This window comes from Oceanibaculum indicum P24, from assembly GCF_000299935.1.
Lineage (GTDB): Bacteria > Pseudomonadota > Alphaproteobacteria > Oceanibaculales > Oceanibaculaceae > Oceanibaculum > Oceanibaculum indicum.
In genome coordinates this window covers 284,101-300,646 of the sequence record NZ_AMRL01000001.1, presented here as the reverse complement: position 1 = coordinate 300,646, position 16,546 = coordinate 284,101, and the positions used below count along the sequence as shown (strand labels likewise).

Below are 16,546 nucleotides of genomic sequence, written 5' to 3'. Positions count from 1 at the left end.
CTAGGACTGTCCCGCGGCGCTTCTGGCCACTGTCATGGCAGTGCGCACCCGCGCGGTCGAGTCGCGCAGGACCAGCGTGGCTTCCAGTTCCGTCTTCATCGGCATGGCGCGGCCCTCGATGCAGCCCAGCAGATAGTCGGCGACGCGCATGCCGATCTCCTCCACCGGCACATGCACGGTGGTGAGGGTGGGGTCGAGATGGCGCACAATCTCCAGATCGTCATAGCCGGCGACCGAGACCTCGCCCGGCACCGATATGCCCATGGTGCGCAACTCGAACAGCGCGCCGATGGCCAGCGCGTCGGCGGTGCCGCAGATCGCCGTCAGCTCAGGGTGGCTGCGCATCAGCGCGCGGGTCGCACTGCGCCCGTCGGCCAGCTTGTGCGCCACCTCGATGACCCGGCTGGAGGGCTGGTCGATGCCATAGGATTTCAGGCAGGCCAGCATGCCGTCGAGGCGCGCTGAGATGCGGTCATTCAGCCGCGTCGGGCTGGTGATGATGCCGACATTGCGGTGCCCCAGCTCCATCAGATGGCGCATCAGGTCCCAGGCGCTGCGGTAATTGTCGAAGCCGATTGAGGGATGCTCGTTCTCGGCGTCGTACTGGTAGGTGTTCACATAGGGGATGCCGCGCCCCTTCAGCAGGGCATAGACGCGCGGATCGTGCTGCTGGCCAACCAGCTGTACCCCGTCCACGCCGCGTTCCAGCAGGGCGCGCACGGCTTCCAGCTCCTTCGTGGCGTCATATTGGGTGGTGGCGATCAGCAGCTGGTAGCCATATTCCTTCAGCCGTTGCTGCAGCCGTTCCACGCCGCTGGCGAAGATGCCGATACCGATGGTCGGCACCACCGAGCCGATGGAGTAGGAACGCCGCGAGGCCAGCGCCCGGGCAGCGCCGTCGCGCACATAGCCCAGTTCCTCCATCGCCTGGGTGACCTTCTCGCGGATGCGGGCACTCACCTTGTCCGGGTGGTTCAGCACGCGGGAGACGGAGGCGGTTGAAACGCCGGCGCGTTTCGCAACATCGCTAAGCTGGGCCATGCAATCCGTAAGCGCTTTCCATGTCCTAATTGCTCTTGCCAATCTAGCGCAAGGGACGGTTTGAGGCGACTTTTTTGTGCGCTGCGACAAGGCTTTCTGTCCAGGAATGGCGCAGACAGGGAGTCCTGGAGGCTTGTCTCGGAAGGTCGAAAATTTCTTATTTAGGAAAATGTCATGCGTGCGCTTGACAGCACGCGCAATCATCTTCTAGCGTTTCTGTAAGCGCTTACAAAAAATCTCCGGCAGATACCCGCAAGGGACGGGACCGGACAAGCGCCCCCGGAACGACGGCGCCCACAGACTCAGAACAGCCGGGCGTTGCAGGTGCGGAGCCGCAAAAGCGCGGAACAAGCCGCATTCAACGGATCCTAAGGGAGGAACCACATGTCGGTAGGAAAGATGCTGAAGGGCACGCTATCCGCCTTGGCGGTCGGCGCTGTTGCCCTGACAGCCTTCTCCGCGGCCCCGGCGAGGGCTGAGGTGAAGGAGCTGAAGATCGGTTACATGAAGAACCCGATCCTAGAGGCCAGCGTGTCCATCATGGACAAATGGGCGACGAAGAAGGGGATCAAGCTGGTCAAGATCCCGATGGCCTACTCCATCTTCCAGGAGAAGGTCACCGCCACGCTCACCTCTGGAAACGACCAGTTCGACATCATCTGGCACAATGACGACTGGGGCCAGCTCTGGATCAAATGGGTTGCCCGCATGGACGATGTGCCGGGCATGGACCGCGTCGCCAAGCATCCGCTCGATGCCTTCTATGACGAGGATGGCAAGGTCAGCGCGGTACCGGCGGCCCATACGGTCGGCACCTTCTTCTACCGCACCGATCTGGTGAAGCCGGAAGAAGTCCCCACTACCTGGGACGAGCTGGTAAAGGTCGGCCAGCGGCTGCAGAAGGAAGGCAAGGTGAAGTGGGGCTATGTCGGCGGCATGGCCATGAACAACACCTGGTTCTCCCTGTGGTGGACCATGTGGGGCAACAAGTGCGACATCTTCAAGCCGTTGTGGGAGCGCGACAACAAGAAGCTGGCCGCGGCCGGCTGGACGCCAGCGCTGACCGAGCCCTGCACCAAGGAATATGTGGAGTTCTGGTGGGATGCGCTGCACACCCACAAGATCAGCCCGGAGGCGATGACCACCTACACGCGTGACGAGGCGAACGCCATCTTCATGGCCGGCGACGCTGCCTTCACGCTGGTCGATTCCACGCATTTCGGCGATTTCAACAATCCGAAGAAGTCGCGCATCGCCGGCAAGGTCGGCATGGCGCCGCAGCCGATGGGCCCGCGTTCCGACAAGCCCTTCGCCTGGAACGAGATCTGGGGCTGGGGCATTCCCAAGGGCGTGCCGGCGGAACGGCAGAAGGCGGCCAAGGAAATCCTGGGTGCCATGCTGACCGACGTCGAGGGGCAGATGAAGATGTGGGAAGAGACCGGTGGTCCGCCCCCGAGCCTGGACGCCTGGGCGGCGCTGGAAAAGAAGGACCCGGTCTTCGCCCAGTTGAAGAACGCGGTGTTCGACCAGAATGTCGGCACCCACTCGGCCTATTACTTCCCGGCCTGGCCAGCCGTCCACAAGGCCTATTCGGATGTCATGATCGGCATTCTGAAGGGCAAGCGTGAGGATATCGCCAAGGGTCTGGAGGCTGGCATGGACAAGGTCCATCAGGCCGCCAACGCCGGCCAGTAACCACGGCCCGGAAACAATGGCGATAGACAATCACACCCTAGACGGGACCCCGGGGCGCAATGCCCCGGGGACACCCGGCACCGGAGGGCGTGGCCGCAAGCGGGCGCTGTTCGACGAAAAGACCCGCTTTAGCCTGCTGCTGCTCGCCCCTTCGGGCATCATGCTCCTGCTGTTCCAGGTGCTGCCGATCCTGATCGGCGCCAATGCCAGCTTCCGCGACTGGGCGCTCTATGACCCGCAGCGGACCTGGGTCGGCTTCGAGCATTACGCCTATATTCTGACCGATCCGAATTTCCTGTATCTGGTGCTGCCCAACACGCTGCTGCTGATGTTCTGCTCCGTCAGCATCGGCCTGATGATCGGGCTGGCGCTGGCCCATCTGCTGAACCGTCATTTCTTCGGCCATGCCGTGGTGCAGACGGTGATCCTGTTGCCGCTGATGGTGGCGCCGGTGATCGCCTCGATGATGATGCGCTGGATTTTCAACGACCAGTTCGGCGTGGTCGCGGCGGTCTGGGAAGGGCTGGGCTTCGGCCCGATCGCCTGGCTGTCCGACCGCTGGCCCAGCTTCGCCATCATCGTCTTTGCCGATGTCTGGCTGTGGGCGCCCTGGTTCACCATCATCCTGCTGGCCGGGCTGCGCAGCCTGCCGAAGGAGCCCTACGAGGCCGCCGCCATCGATGCGGCCGGCAAGTGGCGGGTGTTCACCCATGTAACCTTGCCGATGCTGCGGCCGGTGATGGCGGTGTGCATCGTCATCCGCTCCATCGACTGTTTCAGAACCTTCGACCAGGTGTGGGTCATCACCGGCGGCGGCCCGGCCCGCCAGACCGAGGTGTTCAGCATCTACGCCTATACCGAGGCCTTCGTGTTCCTGAATTTCGGGCGCGGCACCGCCGCCGCGATGGTCGGCGCGGTCATCATCGGCCTGCTGGGCTGGGGCCTCTACAAGCTGCTCAACCGTTTCATGGAGGTGTCGCGATGAGCGTTGCCACCGATACCGGCTACACCACGCCAAAGCGCGGCAGCTTCCTGGACGCGCTGGCGCCCGGCGGTAAGCGGGTATTCTTCCTGCTATGCGTCGCTGCCGTGCTGCTGCTGTTCGCCTTTCCTGTGTTCTGGCTGATCCTCACCTCGCTGCGGCCGGCCTGGGGCGTCTATTACGTGCATCGCGGGCTGGAATTCACGCTGGCCAACTATGCCGAGGTGCTGGAGCAGGAGGTGGTGGTCCATGCCTTCATCAACAGCTTCATCATCGCCACCCTGGCCACCGTGCTGTCGCTGGCGGTGACGGTGACCAGCGGCTACATGCTGTCGCGCTTCACCGGCAAGCTGGCCAATGCCTGGTTCGGGACGATCTACATCTTCCGCACCGTGCCCTACATCACCTGGGTGCTGCCGCTGTATTTCGTGACCCAGTGGTGGGGCATCTTCGACAGCTATCTCGGCCTGCTGCTGCCGCACATCGCCGTGCATATCTGCTTCTTCTCCTGGCTGATGAAGGGCTTCTTCGACGGCATCGACCCGTCGATGGAATCGGCGGCGCTGATCGATGGCTGCACCCGCTGGGGCGCCTTCGTGCGGGTGGCACTGCCGGCGGCCATGCCGGGCATCGCGGCCTTGAGCATCCTGTGCTGGCTGTGGACCTGGAACGAGTTCCTGTTCGCGCTGATCCTGACCAGCCACAACACGCCGATGATCACGGTGGTGATGGCGCAGTTCGTCAGCGAGCTGGGCACCGAGTGGAACCTGATGAGCGCCACCGCCGCGATGGCGATGGTGCCGGCGCTGATCGTCGCGGTCTTCGGACAGAAATACGTGGTGCGCGGCCTGAAGGTCTGACGCGCTCTCAAAACAACCCAGAAAAGCGGATAACGCGAAATGGCAGAAGTAAAGCTTACCCAGGTCAACAAGCGCTACGGCCCGGTGCATGCCGTGCACGATGTGGACCTCACCGTCGCCGACGAGGAATTCGTCGTGCTGGTCGGCCCGTCCGGCTGCGGCAAGTCCACCACGCTCCGCATGGTCGCCGGGCTGGAGGAAATCAGCGGCGGCATCATCGAGATTGGCGGCCGTGTGGTCAACGACCTGCCGCCGCGCGACCGGGACATCGCCATGGTGTTCCAGAACTACGCGCTCTACCAGCATATGACGGTGTACGACAATCTGGCCTTCGGCCTGCGCAACCGGAAGGTGCCGGAGGCCGATATCCGCAAGGAGATCGACCGGGCGGCCGCCATTCTCGGCATCGAGCCGCTTATGGGCCGCAAGCCCAAGCAGCTGTCAGGCGGCCAGCAGCAGCGCGTGGCACTGGGCCGCTGCATCGTGCGCAACCCGGCGGTGTTCCTGTTCGATGAACCGCTGTCCAACCTTGACGCCAAGCTGCGCGCGCAGATGCGCATCGAGCTGAAGGAGCTGCGCACCCGCGTCGCCACCACCTCGATCTATGTCACCCATGACCAGGTGGAGGCGATGACGCTGGGCGACCGTATCGTCGTGATGAAGGACGGGCTGGTGCAGCAGATCGGCACGCCGTTGCAGCTCTACCGCACGCCGGCAAACCGCTTCGTTGCCGGCTTCCTCGGCTCTCCGGCGATGAATTTCGTCGAGGTCACGGTGACGGAGGCCAAGGGCGGGCTTGCCCTCTCCGGCTTTGGCCCGGATATCCGCCTGCCCGACGCCATGTCGGCCGCACTGGCCGGCCAGAAGGGCCAGAAGCTGGTGATGGGCATGCGCCCCGAACATCTGGTGCTGGGCGAGGAAAGCGGTGACTCGGTGATCCGGCTGGACGGCAGCATCGTGCTGACCGAACAGCTGGGCGCGCAGCAGCTGGTCGAGGTGCGGATCGGCGATCATTCGGTCATGGCGGCCGGCGTCGATCCCGACCTGCATCTGCGCGGCGGCGATGCCGGGCGGTTCTCCATCGCCATCGACCGTGTGCATCTGTTCGCGGCGGGCGATAACGGGCCGGTGCTCTGGTCGGCCGGCAGCGGCGGGTCCGGCGGGCAGGCGGCACCGCTGCGGCATGTGTCCTGAGGGAGGCAGTCGATGGGCGACTTCTATGTGAAGCCGGGCGACGAGGTACGCTTTTCCAAGACCGTGGGGGAAAGCGATGTCTATCTTTTCGCCGGCATCACCGGCGATCTGTCCGGCAACCACGTGAACGAGGAATTCATGCGCAAGTCGAGCTATGGGCGGCGCATCGCCCATGGCGCGCTGATGGTGGGCTTCATGTCCACCGCCTCGACCATGATGATCGACCTTGCCGGCAGCACCGGCGGGGAGGAGACGGCGGTATCGCTTGGCTATGACCGCATCCGCTTCCTGGCGCCGGTGTTCATCGGCGATACTATCACCGTGGTCTATCGCATCGCCGCCGTCGATGCGGCGCGCCGCCGCTCCACCTCCGACATTTCGATCACCAACCAGGACGGGGAGCTGGTGGCGGTCGGAAACCATATTCTGAAATGGGTCGCTAACGCCGCCAAGGCGGCGGAGTGACCCTGCGAAGCTGCCGTATCATGGCCGGGTCCATGTCTTTGTACGCCCCTGTTGCGTATTCCGCGGCCACCAACCCTGGCGGCAGCTTTGCCTCCCTGCTCCCCCTGTCTGGTGCTTTGGTGCCGGGCGGGGGGAGGCCTCTTTTTTCCAGAGTTTCAACGGCCCCCTCTTCACCGTCCGCGAAAAACCGGCGGGCGCTTCTCCTTGAAGGCGGTGACGCCCTCCAGCCGGTCCTCGGTGGCGAAGGCACGGGCGATCAGCTGGCGTTCCTGCAACAGGCCGGCGGCCAGCGGTACTTCGAACGCGGCCAGTATCGACGCCTTGGCGAGACGCAGCGCAATCGGCGGCTTGGCCGCGATCAGCGCCGCCAGCGCCCCGGCACGCGCCTCGGCATCGCCAGCGGGCACCAGTTCGGCCACCAGCCCGGCATCCAGCGCGGTTGCGGCGTCGATCGGCTCCCCGGTCAGGATGAGCTTCATGGCAAGCGCCTTGCCGGCGGTGCGTGCGGCGCGCTGGGTGCCACCATCGCCGGGGAACAGGCCGAGATTGATCTCCGGAAAGCCGAAGCGGGCATTGTCCGCCGCGATGATGAAGTCGGCCAGCAGCGCCAGCTCGAAGCCGCCGCCAAAGGCATAGCCCTCGACCGCCGCGATCATCGGCTTCGGGAAGGCTTCGATGGCGGCCCAGTTCTCGATGCGCTGCCGGTCTTCCAGCACGGCACCGCCCTCGGCGACGAATTCCTTGATGTCGGCACCGGCGCAGAACTGCTTCTCGCCGCCGGACAGCAGCACGACGCGCACCGTCTCGTCGGTGGCGGCGGCTCTGAGCGCACCGGCCAGCGCCGATATCAGCGGGCGACTCAGCGCGTTGCGCGCTTCGGGCCGGTTCAGCCGCAGATGCAACACGCCGTTCGAATCGAGGGTGGAGAGGACGAGATCGCTCATGACGGGGCCTCAGGGTTCCTGGGTCGGGGTGATGACGAGCTGCGAGACCGTGCAGTGTGGCGGCTGGTCCAGCGCGTAGAGAATGCCGCGCGCGATATCGCCCGGGTCCAGCGTCATCGGGGCGGCATCGTAATAGGCTTTGCCTTTGACAGGATCGCCGCCCACCCGTGTGGCAGCGAAATCGGTGCGGGTCAGTCCGGGCAGGATCTCGGTGATGCGGATGTTGCTGTCGCGGTAATCCTGCTGCAGCCCTTCGCAGAACATATGCACGGCAGCCTTGGAGGTGGTGTAGGCGCTGCCGCCGGGATAGGAGCGGAAGGCCGAGGTGGAGCCGATATTTACAACATGACCGCTGCCGCGCTGCACCATGCCCGGCAGGATGGCGTGGCACACCCGCATCATGCCGGTGACGTTGGTGTCGATGATGCTGGCCCAATCCTCGATGCGGCCGGTATCGAAGCGCTGGCGCCCGCCGCTGTCATGCCCGGCATTGTTCACAAGGATGTCGATGGCGCGAAATTCGTCAGGCAGCCGGTCCAGCAGTCCGGCGACGCTGGCCGGGTCGCCGACATCCAGTGTCAGCACATGAGCCGTACTGCCGCAGGCGTCGGCAACCTTGCGCAGGCTGGCCTCGGTGCGGCCGGCGCAGATTACCTTCACACCGCGACCGGCCAGTGCCAGGGCGGTGGCCCGGCCGATGCCGGCGCCCGCGCCGGTGACCAGGGCGACCTTGCCGTCGAGATGGGATGTTGTGGCGGTCATCGCGTCCTCCCCGTTGGATTTTCAGCCCATTGGATTTTCAGGCAGTCTAGCAATGGCTGACTTGCATGTAAGCGTTTTCTTCCCGGAATCAGAAAGGTCTGAGCTGTGCTTCTGAACGGCATGAAAATCGTCAGCTTCTGCCATTTCCTGCAGGGGCCGGCAGCCACACAGTACCTGTCCGACATGGGGGCGGAGGTGGTGAAGATCGAACCGCCGCAGGGCGCCTATGAGCGCCACTGGGCCGGCGCGGACCGCGCCAAGGCCGGCGGTGTCAGCGCCTTCTTCCTGTCGGCCAACCGCGACGCCCGCAGCCTGGCCATCGATCTGAAGCATCCGAAGGCGAAGGAGGTGGTCTATCGGCTGATCCGGCAGAGCCATGCGGTGGTGGAGAATTTCCGTCCCGGCACGCTGGACCGGCTGGGGTTCGGCTATGCGGCGGTAAAGTCGGAAAAGCCGGACATCATCTATGCCTCGGCGTCGGGGTTCGGAACCACCGGCCCCTATGCCAGTCGGCCGGGGCAGGACCTGCTGATCCAGGCGATGAGTGGCCTGATCGCCGGCACCGGCGGGCGGCGCGGCCCGACGGCGGTGGGCTGTGCCGCGGCTGACCAGCATGGGGCGGCACTGCTGGCATTGGGTATCGTTGGCGCCTATGCGAAATTTCTGAAGACCGGGGAGGGCACCCATGTCGAGGCCAATCTGCTGGCCGCCGGGGTCGATCTGCAGAGTGAATCGCTGGTGACCTATTACGCCAGCAACCGGGGCCGCGCCGCGCTGGATCGCGATGAACGGCTGGCGACCTGGTTCCATGAGGCGCCCTATGGCGTCTATCAGATTGCTGACGGCCATATGGTGCTGTCGCTGAACCCGCCCGACAAGCTGGCCGAGGCGTTGGACAGCGCGGCCCTGCGCGCCTTTATCGGCCGCAACGCCTATGACGGGCGTGACGCCTATATCGCGGCAGTGGCGGAGGTGTTGGCGCCGCTGACCTATGCGGAGATCGCGGCGAAGCTGGAGGCGCACCGGCTGTGGTTCGCGCGCGTCGAGGATTTCGACGATCTGCGCCGCAACCCGCAGCTCCTCCACAACGAGACCTTCCGCGATGTCGATGTGAACGGCGTCACCGTCACGCTGGTCAACCACCCGCTGCGCTATGACGGCAAGCTGCCGGGCTTCACCGGCTTTGCCCTGCAGCCTGGCGCGCACAGCCGGTCCGTGTTGGAGGAAGCGGGTTTCGCGGCGGAGGAGGTGGCGGCGCTGCTGGACGAAGGGGCGGTGTTCGCGCCAACGGCGGATATGCCCGGTGGTGGCACCAGGGCGGCGGAATAGGGAGAGGACAGAGCGATGCTCGATCTGCTGGATGGCGTGAAGATCGTCAGCTTCAACCATTTCCTGCTGGGGCCGGTCTCCATGCAGGCGCTGGCCGACATGGGTGCGGACGTGATCTCTGTCGAGCCGCTGGAAGGCGCCTTTCAGCGCCAGTTCGGCGGCGGGGTCGGCGTGTTCGTGGATGGCCAGGCGTCGCTGTTCCTGACCGGCAACCGCAACAAGCGCTCCATCGCCCTCGACCTGAAGTCGGAGAAGGGCCGGGAGGCCGCGCGCAAGCTGGCCGAGAGCGCCGATGTCGTGTGTGAGAATTTCCGCCCCGGCGTGATGGAGAAGCTGGGACTGGGCTACGAGGCGCTGAAAAAAGCCAATCCGGGGCTGATCTACGCCGCCGCTTCCGGCTACGGGCCAGACGGCCCCTATGCCGAGAAGCCGGGGCAGGACCTGCTGATCCAGGCGATGAGCGGGCTGGCCGCGATCACCGGCGAGGCGACGACCGGCCCGCGCGCGGTCGGCGTATCGGTCGCCGATCATCATGGCGCGGCTCTGCTGGCGATGGGCATTCTTGGCGCGCTGCTGCGCCGCACCCGCACCGGCAAGGGCTGCCGCGTCGATGTGAACCTGCTGTCCGCGGCCATCGATTTGCAGATGGAGTCCTTCATCAACTTCCTGAATGCCGACCGCCCCCACGACGTCACGCCGCCGCACCGCATCGGCGGCTGGTACTATGCAGCACCCTACGGCATCTATCCGGTGCAGGACGGACACATCGCCATCTCGCTGGCCAGCCTGAAGGGGCTGGGCGAGGCGATGGGCAGCGCCGAGATTGCCGCCATCCCGGACGCGGAAGCTTTTGCGCGGCGGGAGGAGGTGGCCGCCCTGCTGGACCAGCTCTTCCCCACCCGCCCCTATGCGGACTGGGCGGCGCTGCTGGAGCCGAAGAAGATCTGGTTCTCGCGCGTGAACGGCTATGCGGAGGTCGCCGCCGACCCGCAGGTGAAGCACAATGGCAGCTTCGTCACCGTCGAGGGCGCGACCGGCAGCCCGGTCACGCTGGTCAACCATCCGGTGCGCTATGATGGCGAGACGGCGGAGGTACGCCTGCCGCCGCAGAAGCTGGGCGCGCAGAGCGCCGAAATTCTGGCGGAGCTGGGCTATTCGGCGGATGATATTCGCGCCATGGCCGCCGAGGGGGCGGCGCTGCTGGGCGAGGGCTGATGGCAGGACCTGATGAATGACGATGCCTATGAGTATCTGATCGCGGGCAGCCGCCGGCTTCGCCTGCGCCGGCTGGGGACGTTTGATCCCGAACGGCCGGTGCTGGTGTTCCTGCATGAAGGGCTGGGCAGCATCACGCAATGGCGTGGTTTCCCGGCCAATCTGTGCGCCGCGACCGGCCTGCCGGGGCTGGTCTATGACCGCTATGGCCATGGTGGCTCCGAGCCTCTGGAATTGCCGCGCCCGGACGATTTCCTGAAGATCGCGGCGGAATGGGCGCTGCCCGAACTGCTGGCCGCCTGCGGTATCAAAAAGCCGCTTCTGGTCGGGCACAGCGATGGCGGCACCATCGCACTCTATTTCGCCTCGATCTTTCCCGCCCGTCCCGTCGCCTGCGTGACGCTGGCCGCGCATGTGATGCTGGAGCCCGCGACCCAGGCTGGGCTAGCCAGCGTAAAGGCGCGCTGGCAGGACGACCCGGAATTCCTCGCGCGGCTCGCCCGGCATCATGGCGACCGTACGGAACGGCTGGTGCGCGGCTGGCTGGATGTCTGGACCCGGCCCACCATGCGGGCCTGGTCGATGCTGGACGATCTGCGGGACATACGCTGCCCGGTGCTGGCCATGCAGGGGGCGGAGGATGCGCATGGCAGCCCGGCCCAGCTGGAGGCGATCCGTGCCGGCGTCTCCGGCCCGGTGGAAACCCTGCTGTTGCCCGGTTGCGGCCATGTTCCCCATCTGGAGGCACCGGAGGCAGTGCTGTCGGTGATCCGCGATTTCATCGGCCGGGTGGTGGATGGGCCGGTATGACGTCAGCGCGAAGGCCCATGACGGAATGTGCCGGCTCCCGACTTACACATAAGTCAGTATCATGGCATACTGATATGGGAGACGGCGCCGCCACGACCGGCGCCCCGTCATCGAATGGGAGGAAAAGATGCGACGCTTCAAGGACTTCCAGCCGAAGGGCGTGATTCCGGCGACCCTGCTGGCGCTGAACGACGATTATTCGATCAACGAGAAGGAATCCCGCCGCCATAACGCGCATGTCGCGGCGACGCCCGGCCTTGCCGCCGTCACGGTGAACGGCCACGCCTCGGAAGTGCATGCCTGCACCTTCGACGAGCAGAAGCGCATCCTGGAATTCTGCCTGGACGAGATGGGCGACCGTATTCCGCTGATCAACGGCATCTATGCCGATGGCAGCCACGAAGCCGCGCGCCTTGCGAAGATGGCGGACGAGGCCGGCGCCTCCTGCCTGCTGGTGTTTCCGCCGCAGAGCATGACCATGGGCGGCCAGCTGCGGCCGGAGATGGCCCTCGCGCATTTCAGGATGATCGCCGATGCCACCGACCTGCCGATCATCCTGTTCCAGTATCCGATGGGCACGGGCCTCGGCTATCCGTTCGAGACGCTGCTGAAGCTGTTCGAGGAAGTGCCCTCGATCAAGGCGATCAAGGACTGGTCGAACGATGCGATGCTGCATGAGAAGCACATCCGCACCTTCCAGAAGCTGCCGCGCCCGGTGACGGTGCTGACCACCCATTCCTCCTGGCTGATGGCCTCGCTGACCATGGGCGCCGGCGGGCTGCTGTCCGGTGCCGGCAGCGTGATCCCCGATCTTCAGGTGGCGCTGTTCGAGGCGGTGCAGGCCAAGGATCTGGCGAAGGCGCAGGCGATCAACGACCGCATCTATCCGCTGGCGCAGGCCTTCTATTCTCCGCCCTTCCTCGACATGCACAACCGCATGAAGGAATGCCTGGTGATGCTGGACCGGGTGGAGAAGGCGGTGATGCGCCCGCCGCTGATGAAGCTGTCGGCGGGCGAGCTGTCGCGCCTGCGCGCGGCGCTGAATCAGGCCGGCATCGGCCGCGACGGGGCAATGCCGCTCGCCGCCGAGTAAGGCGCCCCGACCATGGCCGACCTGTTCGCGCCGGGCCGGATCGGCCCGGCGACGCTCCCCAACCGTGTCGTGATGGCCTCGATGACGACCCGCGCCGCCGATGCGCAGGGTTTCGTCACCGAGGACGGCATGGCCTATTACCGGGCCCGCGCACGCGGCGGCGTCGGCCTCATCACCGTGGAGATGGCGGCGCCGGAAAAGGCCGGGCGGCACCGCTTCCACGAGCTTGGCCTCTATGACGACCGGTTCCTGCCGGGCCTGAGCCGGCTGGTTGCGATGATCCATGAGGAAGGCTCCGCCGCCAGCATCCAGCTTGGCCATGGCGGCGGCCACACCCGCAAGGATATCTGCGGCGAGACGCCGATTGCGCCCTCCGCCGTGCCGCATCCGGTGCTGGAGATCACGATGGAGACCATCGTGCCGGAGGCGATGACGAAGGCGCGCATCGAACAGACTATCCGCGCCTATGTCGAAGCCGCCGACCGGGCAAGGCGTGCCGGTTTCGACTGCGTGGAGATCCATGCCTCGCATGGCTATCTGATCTCGCAGTTCCACACGCCCGCCGAGAATATCCGCACCGACGAATATGGCGGCAGCCTGGAGAACCGGGCGCGCTTCGGGCTGGAGATCACACGGCGGATCAAGGCGGAGGCGCCGGGGATCGGCGTGATCTATCGGCTGACGGTGGAGGATTATTTCCCGGAAGGGTTGCCCTTCAAGGACGGGTTCCAGATCGCGGTCTGGGCCGCCGAGGCTGGGGCCGACGCCATCCATGTCTCGGCTGGGCATTACCGCTCGCTTCCCTCCGCCGCGCGGATGATCCCGCCGATGTGGATGGGCGAGGCACCGTTCCTCGATTTCGCGCGGAAGATCAGGCGGGTGGTCAATGTACCGGTGATCGCGGTCGGCAATCTGGGCGATCCCGATCTGGCGCGGCAGGCGGTGGCGTCCGGCGAAGTGGATTTCATCGCGCTGGGCCGCCCGCTGCTGGCCGATCCCGACTGGGTGAGCAAGGCGAAGGAGGGCAAGGCTGTGCGGCGCTGCCTCGCCTGCAACAGCTGCGTCGATGGCATGCGCGGCGGCGGCAGGCTGCATTGCCTAGTGAACCCGACGGTCGGGCGGGAGCTGCTGTTTGCCAACGGACGGCCGCCGGGCGGTGAGAAGATCGCGGTGGTCGGCGGCGGGCCAGCCGGCCTTAGCTACGCCTCGCTGGTCGCGGAAGACAATCAGGTGACCTTGTTCGAGCGCGGCGATCAGCTGGGCGGCAGCTTCCGGCTGGCCGGTCTCGCGCCGAAATTCCAGGAGGTGGAGACCCGCGAAGGCAGCTTCCGGGCCTATATCGCGGCGCTGGAACGCGCCTGCCGCGACAAGGGAGTCGTCATTCGCACCGGCACCGATGTCACAAATGACCCCGCCCTTCTGGACGGTTTCGACCGCATCGTCGTGGCGACGGGTGCCGCCTACCGCCATGGTCTTGGCCTCGCTGTTCCTGCCCTGCTGCGTGCCGGGGCCGGCAAATGGCCGGGCCTCGCTAGGCTAATGACCCGGCCGGGCCTCCGCGACTGGTTCTATCACCGCGCCCGATACGGAACCGGCAACCGGTTCCCGGTGCGGCCCGGCCAGAAAATCGAGGTGATCGGTGATGCCCGCCGGGCCGGCAAGGCAATGCCAGCGATACAGAGCGCCTTTGCCGCCGCCCTGCTGGGCGATCCGGCGGCGCTGGACGAGAGGGTATAGGCGATGCGGGTCAGCGAGACGGATGTGCTGGTGGCGGGCGGCGGCGGTACCGGGCTGATGGCCGCCCTGTCGGCAGCACGGCTGGGCCGCGCGGTCGTGCTCATCGAGAAGAACCCGAAGCTGGGCGGCACGTCCGGCATGTCGGTCGGTTCGATCTGCGCCAGCGCCACGCTGCAGCAGCGGCAGGCCGGCATCGAGGACGAGCCCGACGCGCATTTCGATGACATGCCGAAATTCCATGGCGACCGCGCCAACCGCGACAATCCGGTGCTGCGCCGGATTCTGGTCGATGCCATGCCGGAAACCATGCGCTTTCTCACAGACCTGGGCCTTGTCTTCATGAAGCCGGTGCCGGAACCACCGCACCGCGTGCCGCGCCTGCATCAGGTGCTGCCGCACTCCGGCGCGTTCATCCACCAGCTCTCCCGCCATTGCCGGCGCGAGGGCGTTATCATCCGCACCTCATGCGCCGTGCGCCGTCTGATTATCGAGGATGGCCGCGCGGTCGGCATGCAGGTGGAGGGGCCGGGCGGGCAGGAGATCATCCGTGCCCGGCGCGGCTTGGTGCTGGCGACCGGCGATATCAGCGCCGCCGAGGATGCCTTGCGGGGGCGACACCTGCCGCCGGAGATGGCCGGCATCCCGGCAATCAACACCACCAGCACAGGCGATGGTCAGAAGCTGGGCGAGGAAATCGGCGCCAGCGTCGCCAATGGCGATCTCGCCTGGGGGCCGGAAATCCGCTTCATTGCCCCGCCGCGCGCCAGCTGGATCATTAAGGTTCCGCCGATTCCGGCCTTCGCCCGGCTGGTGAAGCTGATGATGGACGCGTTGCCTGCATCCCTGCTGCGGCCCTTCCTGATGTCCTTCGTCACTACCTACCTCGCTCCCTCGTACGGGCTGTTCCGCGAGGGCGGGATCATGGTGAACCGGGAAGGCCAGCGTTTCTGTGACGAGCTGGCGAAGCCTGAATATGCGATGGCGAAGCAGACGGACCAGACCGCCTTCATCCTGCTGGATGGCGCGATGGCGGCGAAGTTCGTCGGCTGGCCGCATTACGTCTCCACCGCGCCCGGCGTCGCCTATGCCTATCTGCCGGACTATGCCCGCAATCGCCGCGACATCACTCACAAGGCGGAAACGCTGGAGGCGCTGGCTGTAAAGATCAGTGTGTCCGCGGCGGCTTTGGCCGCGACAGTCGCCGAGTATAATGCGGGTGACCGCAAGGGCCGGCCCGCCTTCGGTGCCGGTCCCTATTATGCGCTCGGCCCCGCCAGGCCCTGGGTCGTCTTCACCGAAGGCGGCCTGCGTGTCACCCCCGACCTTGCCGTCATCGGTGCCGGTGAACAGCCGGTCCCCGGTCTGTTTGCCGCCGGCTCCGCCGGCCAGGGCGGGCTGCTGCTCGAAGGTCATGGCCACCATCTGGGCTGGGCGTTTGCCTCGGGCCGGATCGCCGGCCGCAATGCCGCTTTTTTATCCCCCGTCACAACAAAGGAAGACTGACCGCCATGTACGAACTCACCGGCAGGAAGGCGCTTATCACAGGGGCAGCCAATGGCATCGGCCGCGCCACGGCCCTGCGCCTCGCCAGGGAAGGCTGCGACATTGGCCTGCTGGACCGCGAGCCATCGGAGGAGACGGCGGCAGCGGTACGCGCGCTGGGCCGCGACGCCCATATCGCGGTCGGCGACGTCACCGACGAGGCCTCGGTCACGGCGGCGGCCGGTCAGCTCGTGAAGGCGCTGGGCCATGTCGATGTGCTGGTGAACAGCGCCGGCATCCTGCGTCTCGGCGCGTTGACCGAGATGGACCCGAAGGACTGGCGCGACAGCTTCGCCGTGAATGTGGACGGCATCTTCTGGACCTGCCGCGCGGTGCTGCCCGGTATGGTGGCCCGCAAGCAGGGCCGGGTCATCAACATGGCCTCCTGGCTCGGCAAGAAGGCGATTGCCAATTACAGCGCCTATTGCGCCAGCAAGTTCGCGGTCATCGGCGTGACGCAGAGCCTGGCGATGGAGATGGCGCCGCACGGCATCACCGTGAATGCGGTCTGCCCAGGCCTGATCGTCGAGACAAAGATGCGCGACGAATCGGAAGCGCAGCATCAGGCACTGGGCCTGCCGATGGCGAAGGACCGGGTGAATACCATCCCGATGGGCCGGCTGGGCCTGCCGAACGATGTCGCCCGGCTGGTCTGCTTCCTGGCCTCGGACGAATCCGACTACATGACCGGCCAGTCGATCAACATCACCGGCGGCCTCTGGACCAGCTGACCGGGCGGCTTTTTCGCAAGTGCGAGAAATTTTATCCCTTCCTTATGTATCCGAATGGACACCTGACAAACTTGTCAGTTAGTCTTTTCATAACGGTTCCCTGAAACCGGCATCAAAATAATTCCCAAACAGCAGGAGGCTATTCG

The 16,546-nt window shown here is 65.7% G+C and carries 15 protein-coding genes; 12 read left to right on the top strand and 3 right to left on the bottom strand.

Annotated elements, in window-relative coordinates:
- Nucleotides 1-1,041, bottom strand: a complete 1,041-nt coding sequence (locus tag P24_RS01365) for a LacI family DNA-binding transcriptional regulator (protein ID WP_008942890.1) — start codon at nt 1,039-1,041, stop codon at nt 1-3.
- Between the two features lie 384 nt (nt 1,042-1,425).
- Between P24_RS01365 and P24_RS01360 the strand changes: the two genes are divergently transcribed.
- Genes P24_RS01360 through P24_RS01340 form a run of 5 tightly spaced genes read left to right on the top strand, consistent with a single transcriptional unit; the run spans nt 1,426 to nt 6,237 of the window.
- A complete protein-coding gene (locus P24_RS01360; RefSeq protein WP_202802335.1) occupies nt 1,426-2,736 on the top strand; it encodes an ABC transporter substrate-binding protein in 1,311 nt (436 codons plus the stop codon).
- A gap of 16 nt (nt 2,737-2,752) precedes the next feature.
- Nucleotides 2,753-3,721: a carbohydrate ABC transporter permease gene (locus P24_RS01355; protein WP_008942888.1), complete on the top strand. Its 969-nt coding sequence runs from the start codon at nt 2,753-2,755 to the stop codon at nt 3,719-3,721.
- Nucleotides 3,718-4,578 carry a carbohydrate ABC transporter permease gene (locus P24_RS01350; protein ID WP_008942887.1) on the top strand — a complete coding sequence of 287 codons (861 nt, stop codon included), beginning with the start codon at nt 3,718-3,720 and terminating at the stop codon, nt 4,576-4,578. The genes P24_RS01355 and P24_RS01350 overlap by 4 nt, the downstream gene beginning before the upstream one ends.
- Nucleotides 4,579-4,617: 39 nt before the next feature.
- Nucleotides 4,618-5,772: an ABC transporter ATP-binding protein gene (locus P24_RS01345; RefSeq protein ID WP_008942886.1), complete on the top strand. Its 1,155-nt coding sequence runs from the start codon at nt 4,618-4,620 to the stop codon at nt 5,770-5,772.
- Nucleotides 5,773-5,784: 12 nt separating this feature from the next.
- Nucleotides 5,785-6,237 carry a MaoC/PaaZ C-terminal domain-containing protein gene (locus P24_RS01340; protein WP_008942885.1) on the top strand — a complete coding sequence of 151 codons (453 nt, stop codon included), beginning with the start codon at nt 5,785-5,787 and terminating at the stop codon, nt 6,235-6,237.
- Nucleotides 6,238-6,407: 170 nt separating this feature from the next.
- Here the strand turns inward: P24_RS01340 and P24_RS01335 are convergent, their stop codons facing one another.
- The gene (locus P24_RS01335) at nt 6,408-7,181 is read right to left on the bottom strand and encodes an enoyl-CoA hydratase-related protein (RefSeq protein WP_008942884.1); all 774 of its coding nucleotides are present in this window, start codon (nt 7,179-7,181) and stop codon (nt 6,408-6,410) included.
- Nucleotides 7,182-7,190: 9 nt separating this feature from the next.
- Nucleotides 7,191-7,943, bottom strand: a complete 753-nt coding sequence (locus P24_RS01330; RefSeq protein ID WP_008942883.1) for an SDR family oxidoreductase — start codon at nt 7,941-7,943, stop codon at nt 7,191-7,193.
- A 120-nt stretch (nt 7,944-8,063) separates the two neighbouring features.
- Between P24_RS01330 and P24_RS01325 the strand changes: the two genes are divergently transcribed.
- The 7 genes from P24_RS01325 to P24_RS01295 all read left to right on the top strand — a co-directional run bounded on the left by P24_RS01325 (nt 8,064) and on the right by P24_RS01295 (nt 16,400).
- Nucleotides 8,064-9,272, top strand: coding sequence for a CaiB/BaiF CoA transferase family protein (locus P24_RS01325; protein WP_040706183.1), 1,209 nt, complete (start codon nt 8,064-8,066; stop codon nt 9,270-9,272).
- Nucleotides 9,273-9,287: 15 nt separating this feature from the next.
- The gene (locus P24_RS01320; protein WP_008942881.1) at nt 9,288-10,487 is read left to right on the top strand and encodes a CaiB/BaiF CoA transferase family protein; all 1,200 of its coding nucleotides are present in this window, start codon (nt 9,288-9,290) and stop codon (nt 10,485-10,487) included.
- 12 nt (nt 10,488-10,499) lie between these two features.
- The gene (locus P24_RS01315; RefSeq protein WP_008942880.1) at nt 10,500-11,297 is read left to right on the top strand and encodes an alpha/beta fold hydrolase; all 798 of its coding nucleotides are present in this window, start codon (nt 10,500-10,502) and stop codon (nt 11,295-11,297) included.
- A 127-nt stretch (nt 11,298-11,424) separates the two neighbouring features.
- The gene (locus P24_RS01310) at nt 11,425-12,390 is read left to right on the top strand and encodes a dihydrodipicolinate synthase family protein (protein ID WP_008942879.1); all 966 of its coding nucleotides are present in this window, start codon (nt 11,425-11,427) and stop codon (nt 12,388-12,390) included.
- Nucleotides 12,391-12,402: 12 nt separating this feature from the next.
- A complete protein-coding gene (locus P24_RS01305) occupies nt 12,403-14,127 on the top strand; it encodes an NADH:flavin oxidoreductase (RefSeq protein WP_008942878.1) in 1,725 nt (574 codons plus the stop codon).
- Nucleotides 14,128-14,130: 3 nt separating this feature from the next.
- Nucleotides 14,131-15,630 carry an FAD-dependent oxidoreductase gene (locus P24_RS01300; protein WP_008942877.1) on the top strand — a complete coding sequence of 500 codons (1,500 nt, stop codon included), beginning with the start codon at nt 14,131-14,133 and terminating at the stop codon, nt 15,628-15,630.
- Between the two features lie 5 nt (nt 15,631-15,635).
- On the top strand, nt 15,636-16,400 hold the full coding sequence (locus P24_RS01295; protein ID WP_008942876.1) for an SDR family NAD(P)-dependent oxidoreductase: 765 nt from the start codon (nt 15,636-15,638) through the stop codon (nt 16,398-16,400).
- The last annotated feature ends 146 nt before the right edge of the window (nt 16,401-16,546 follow it).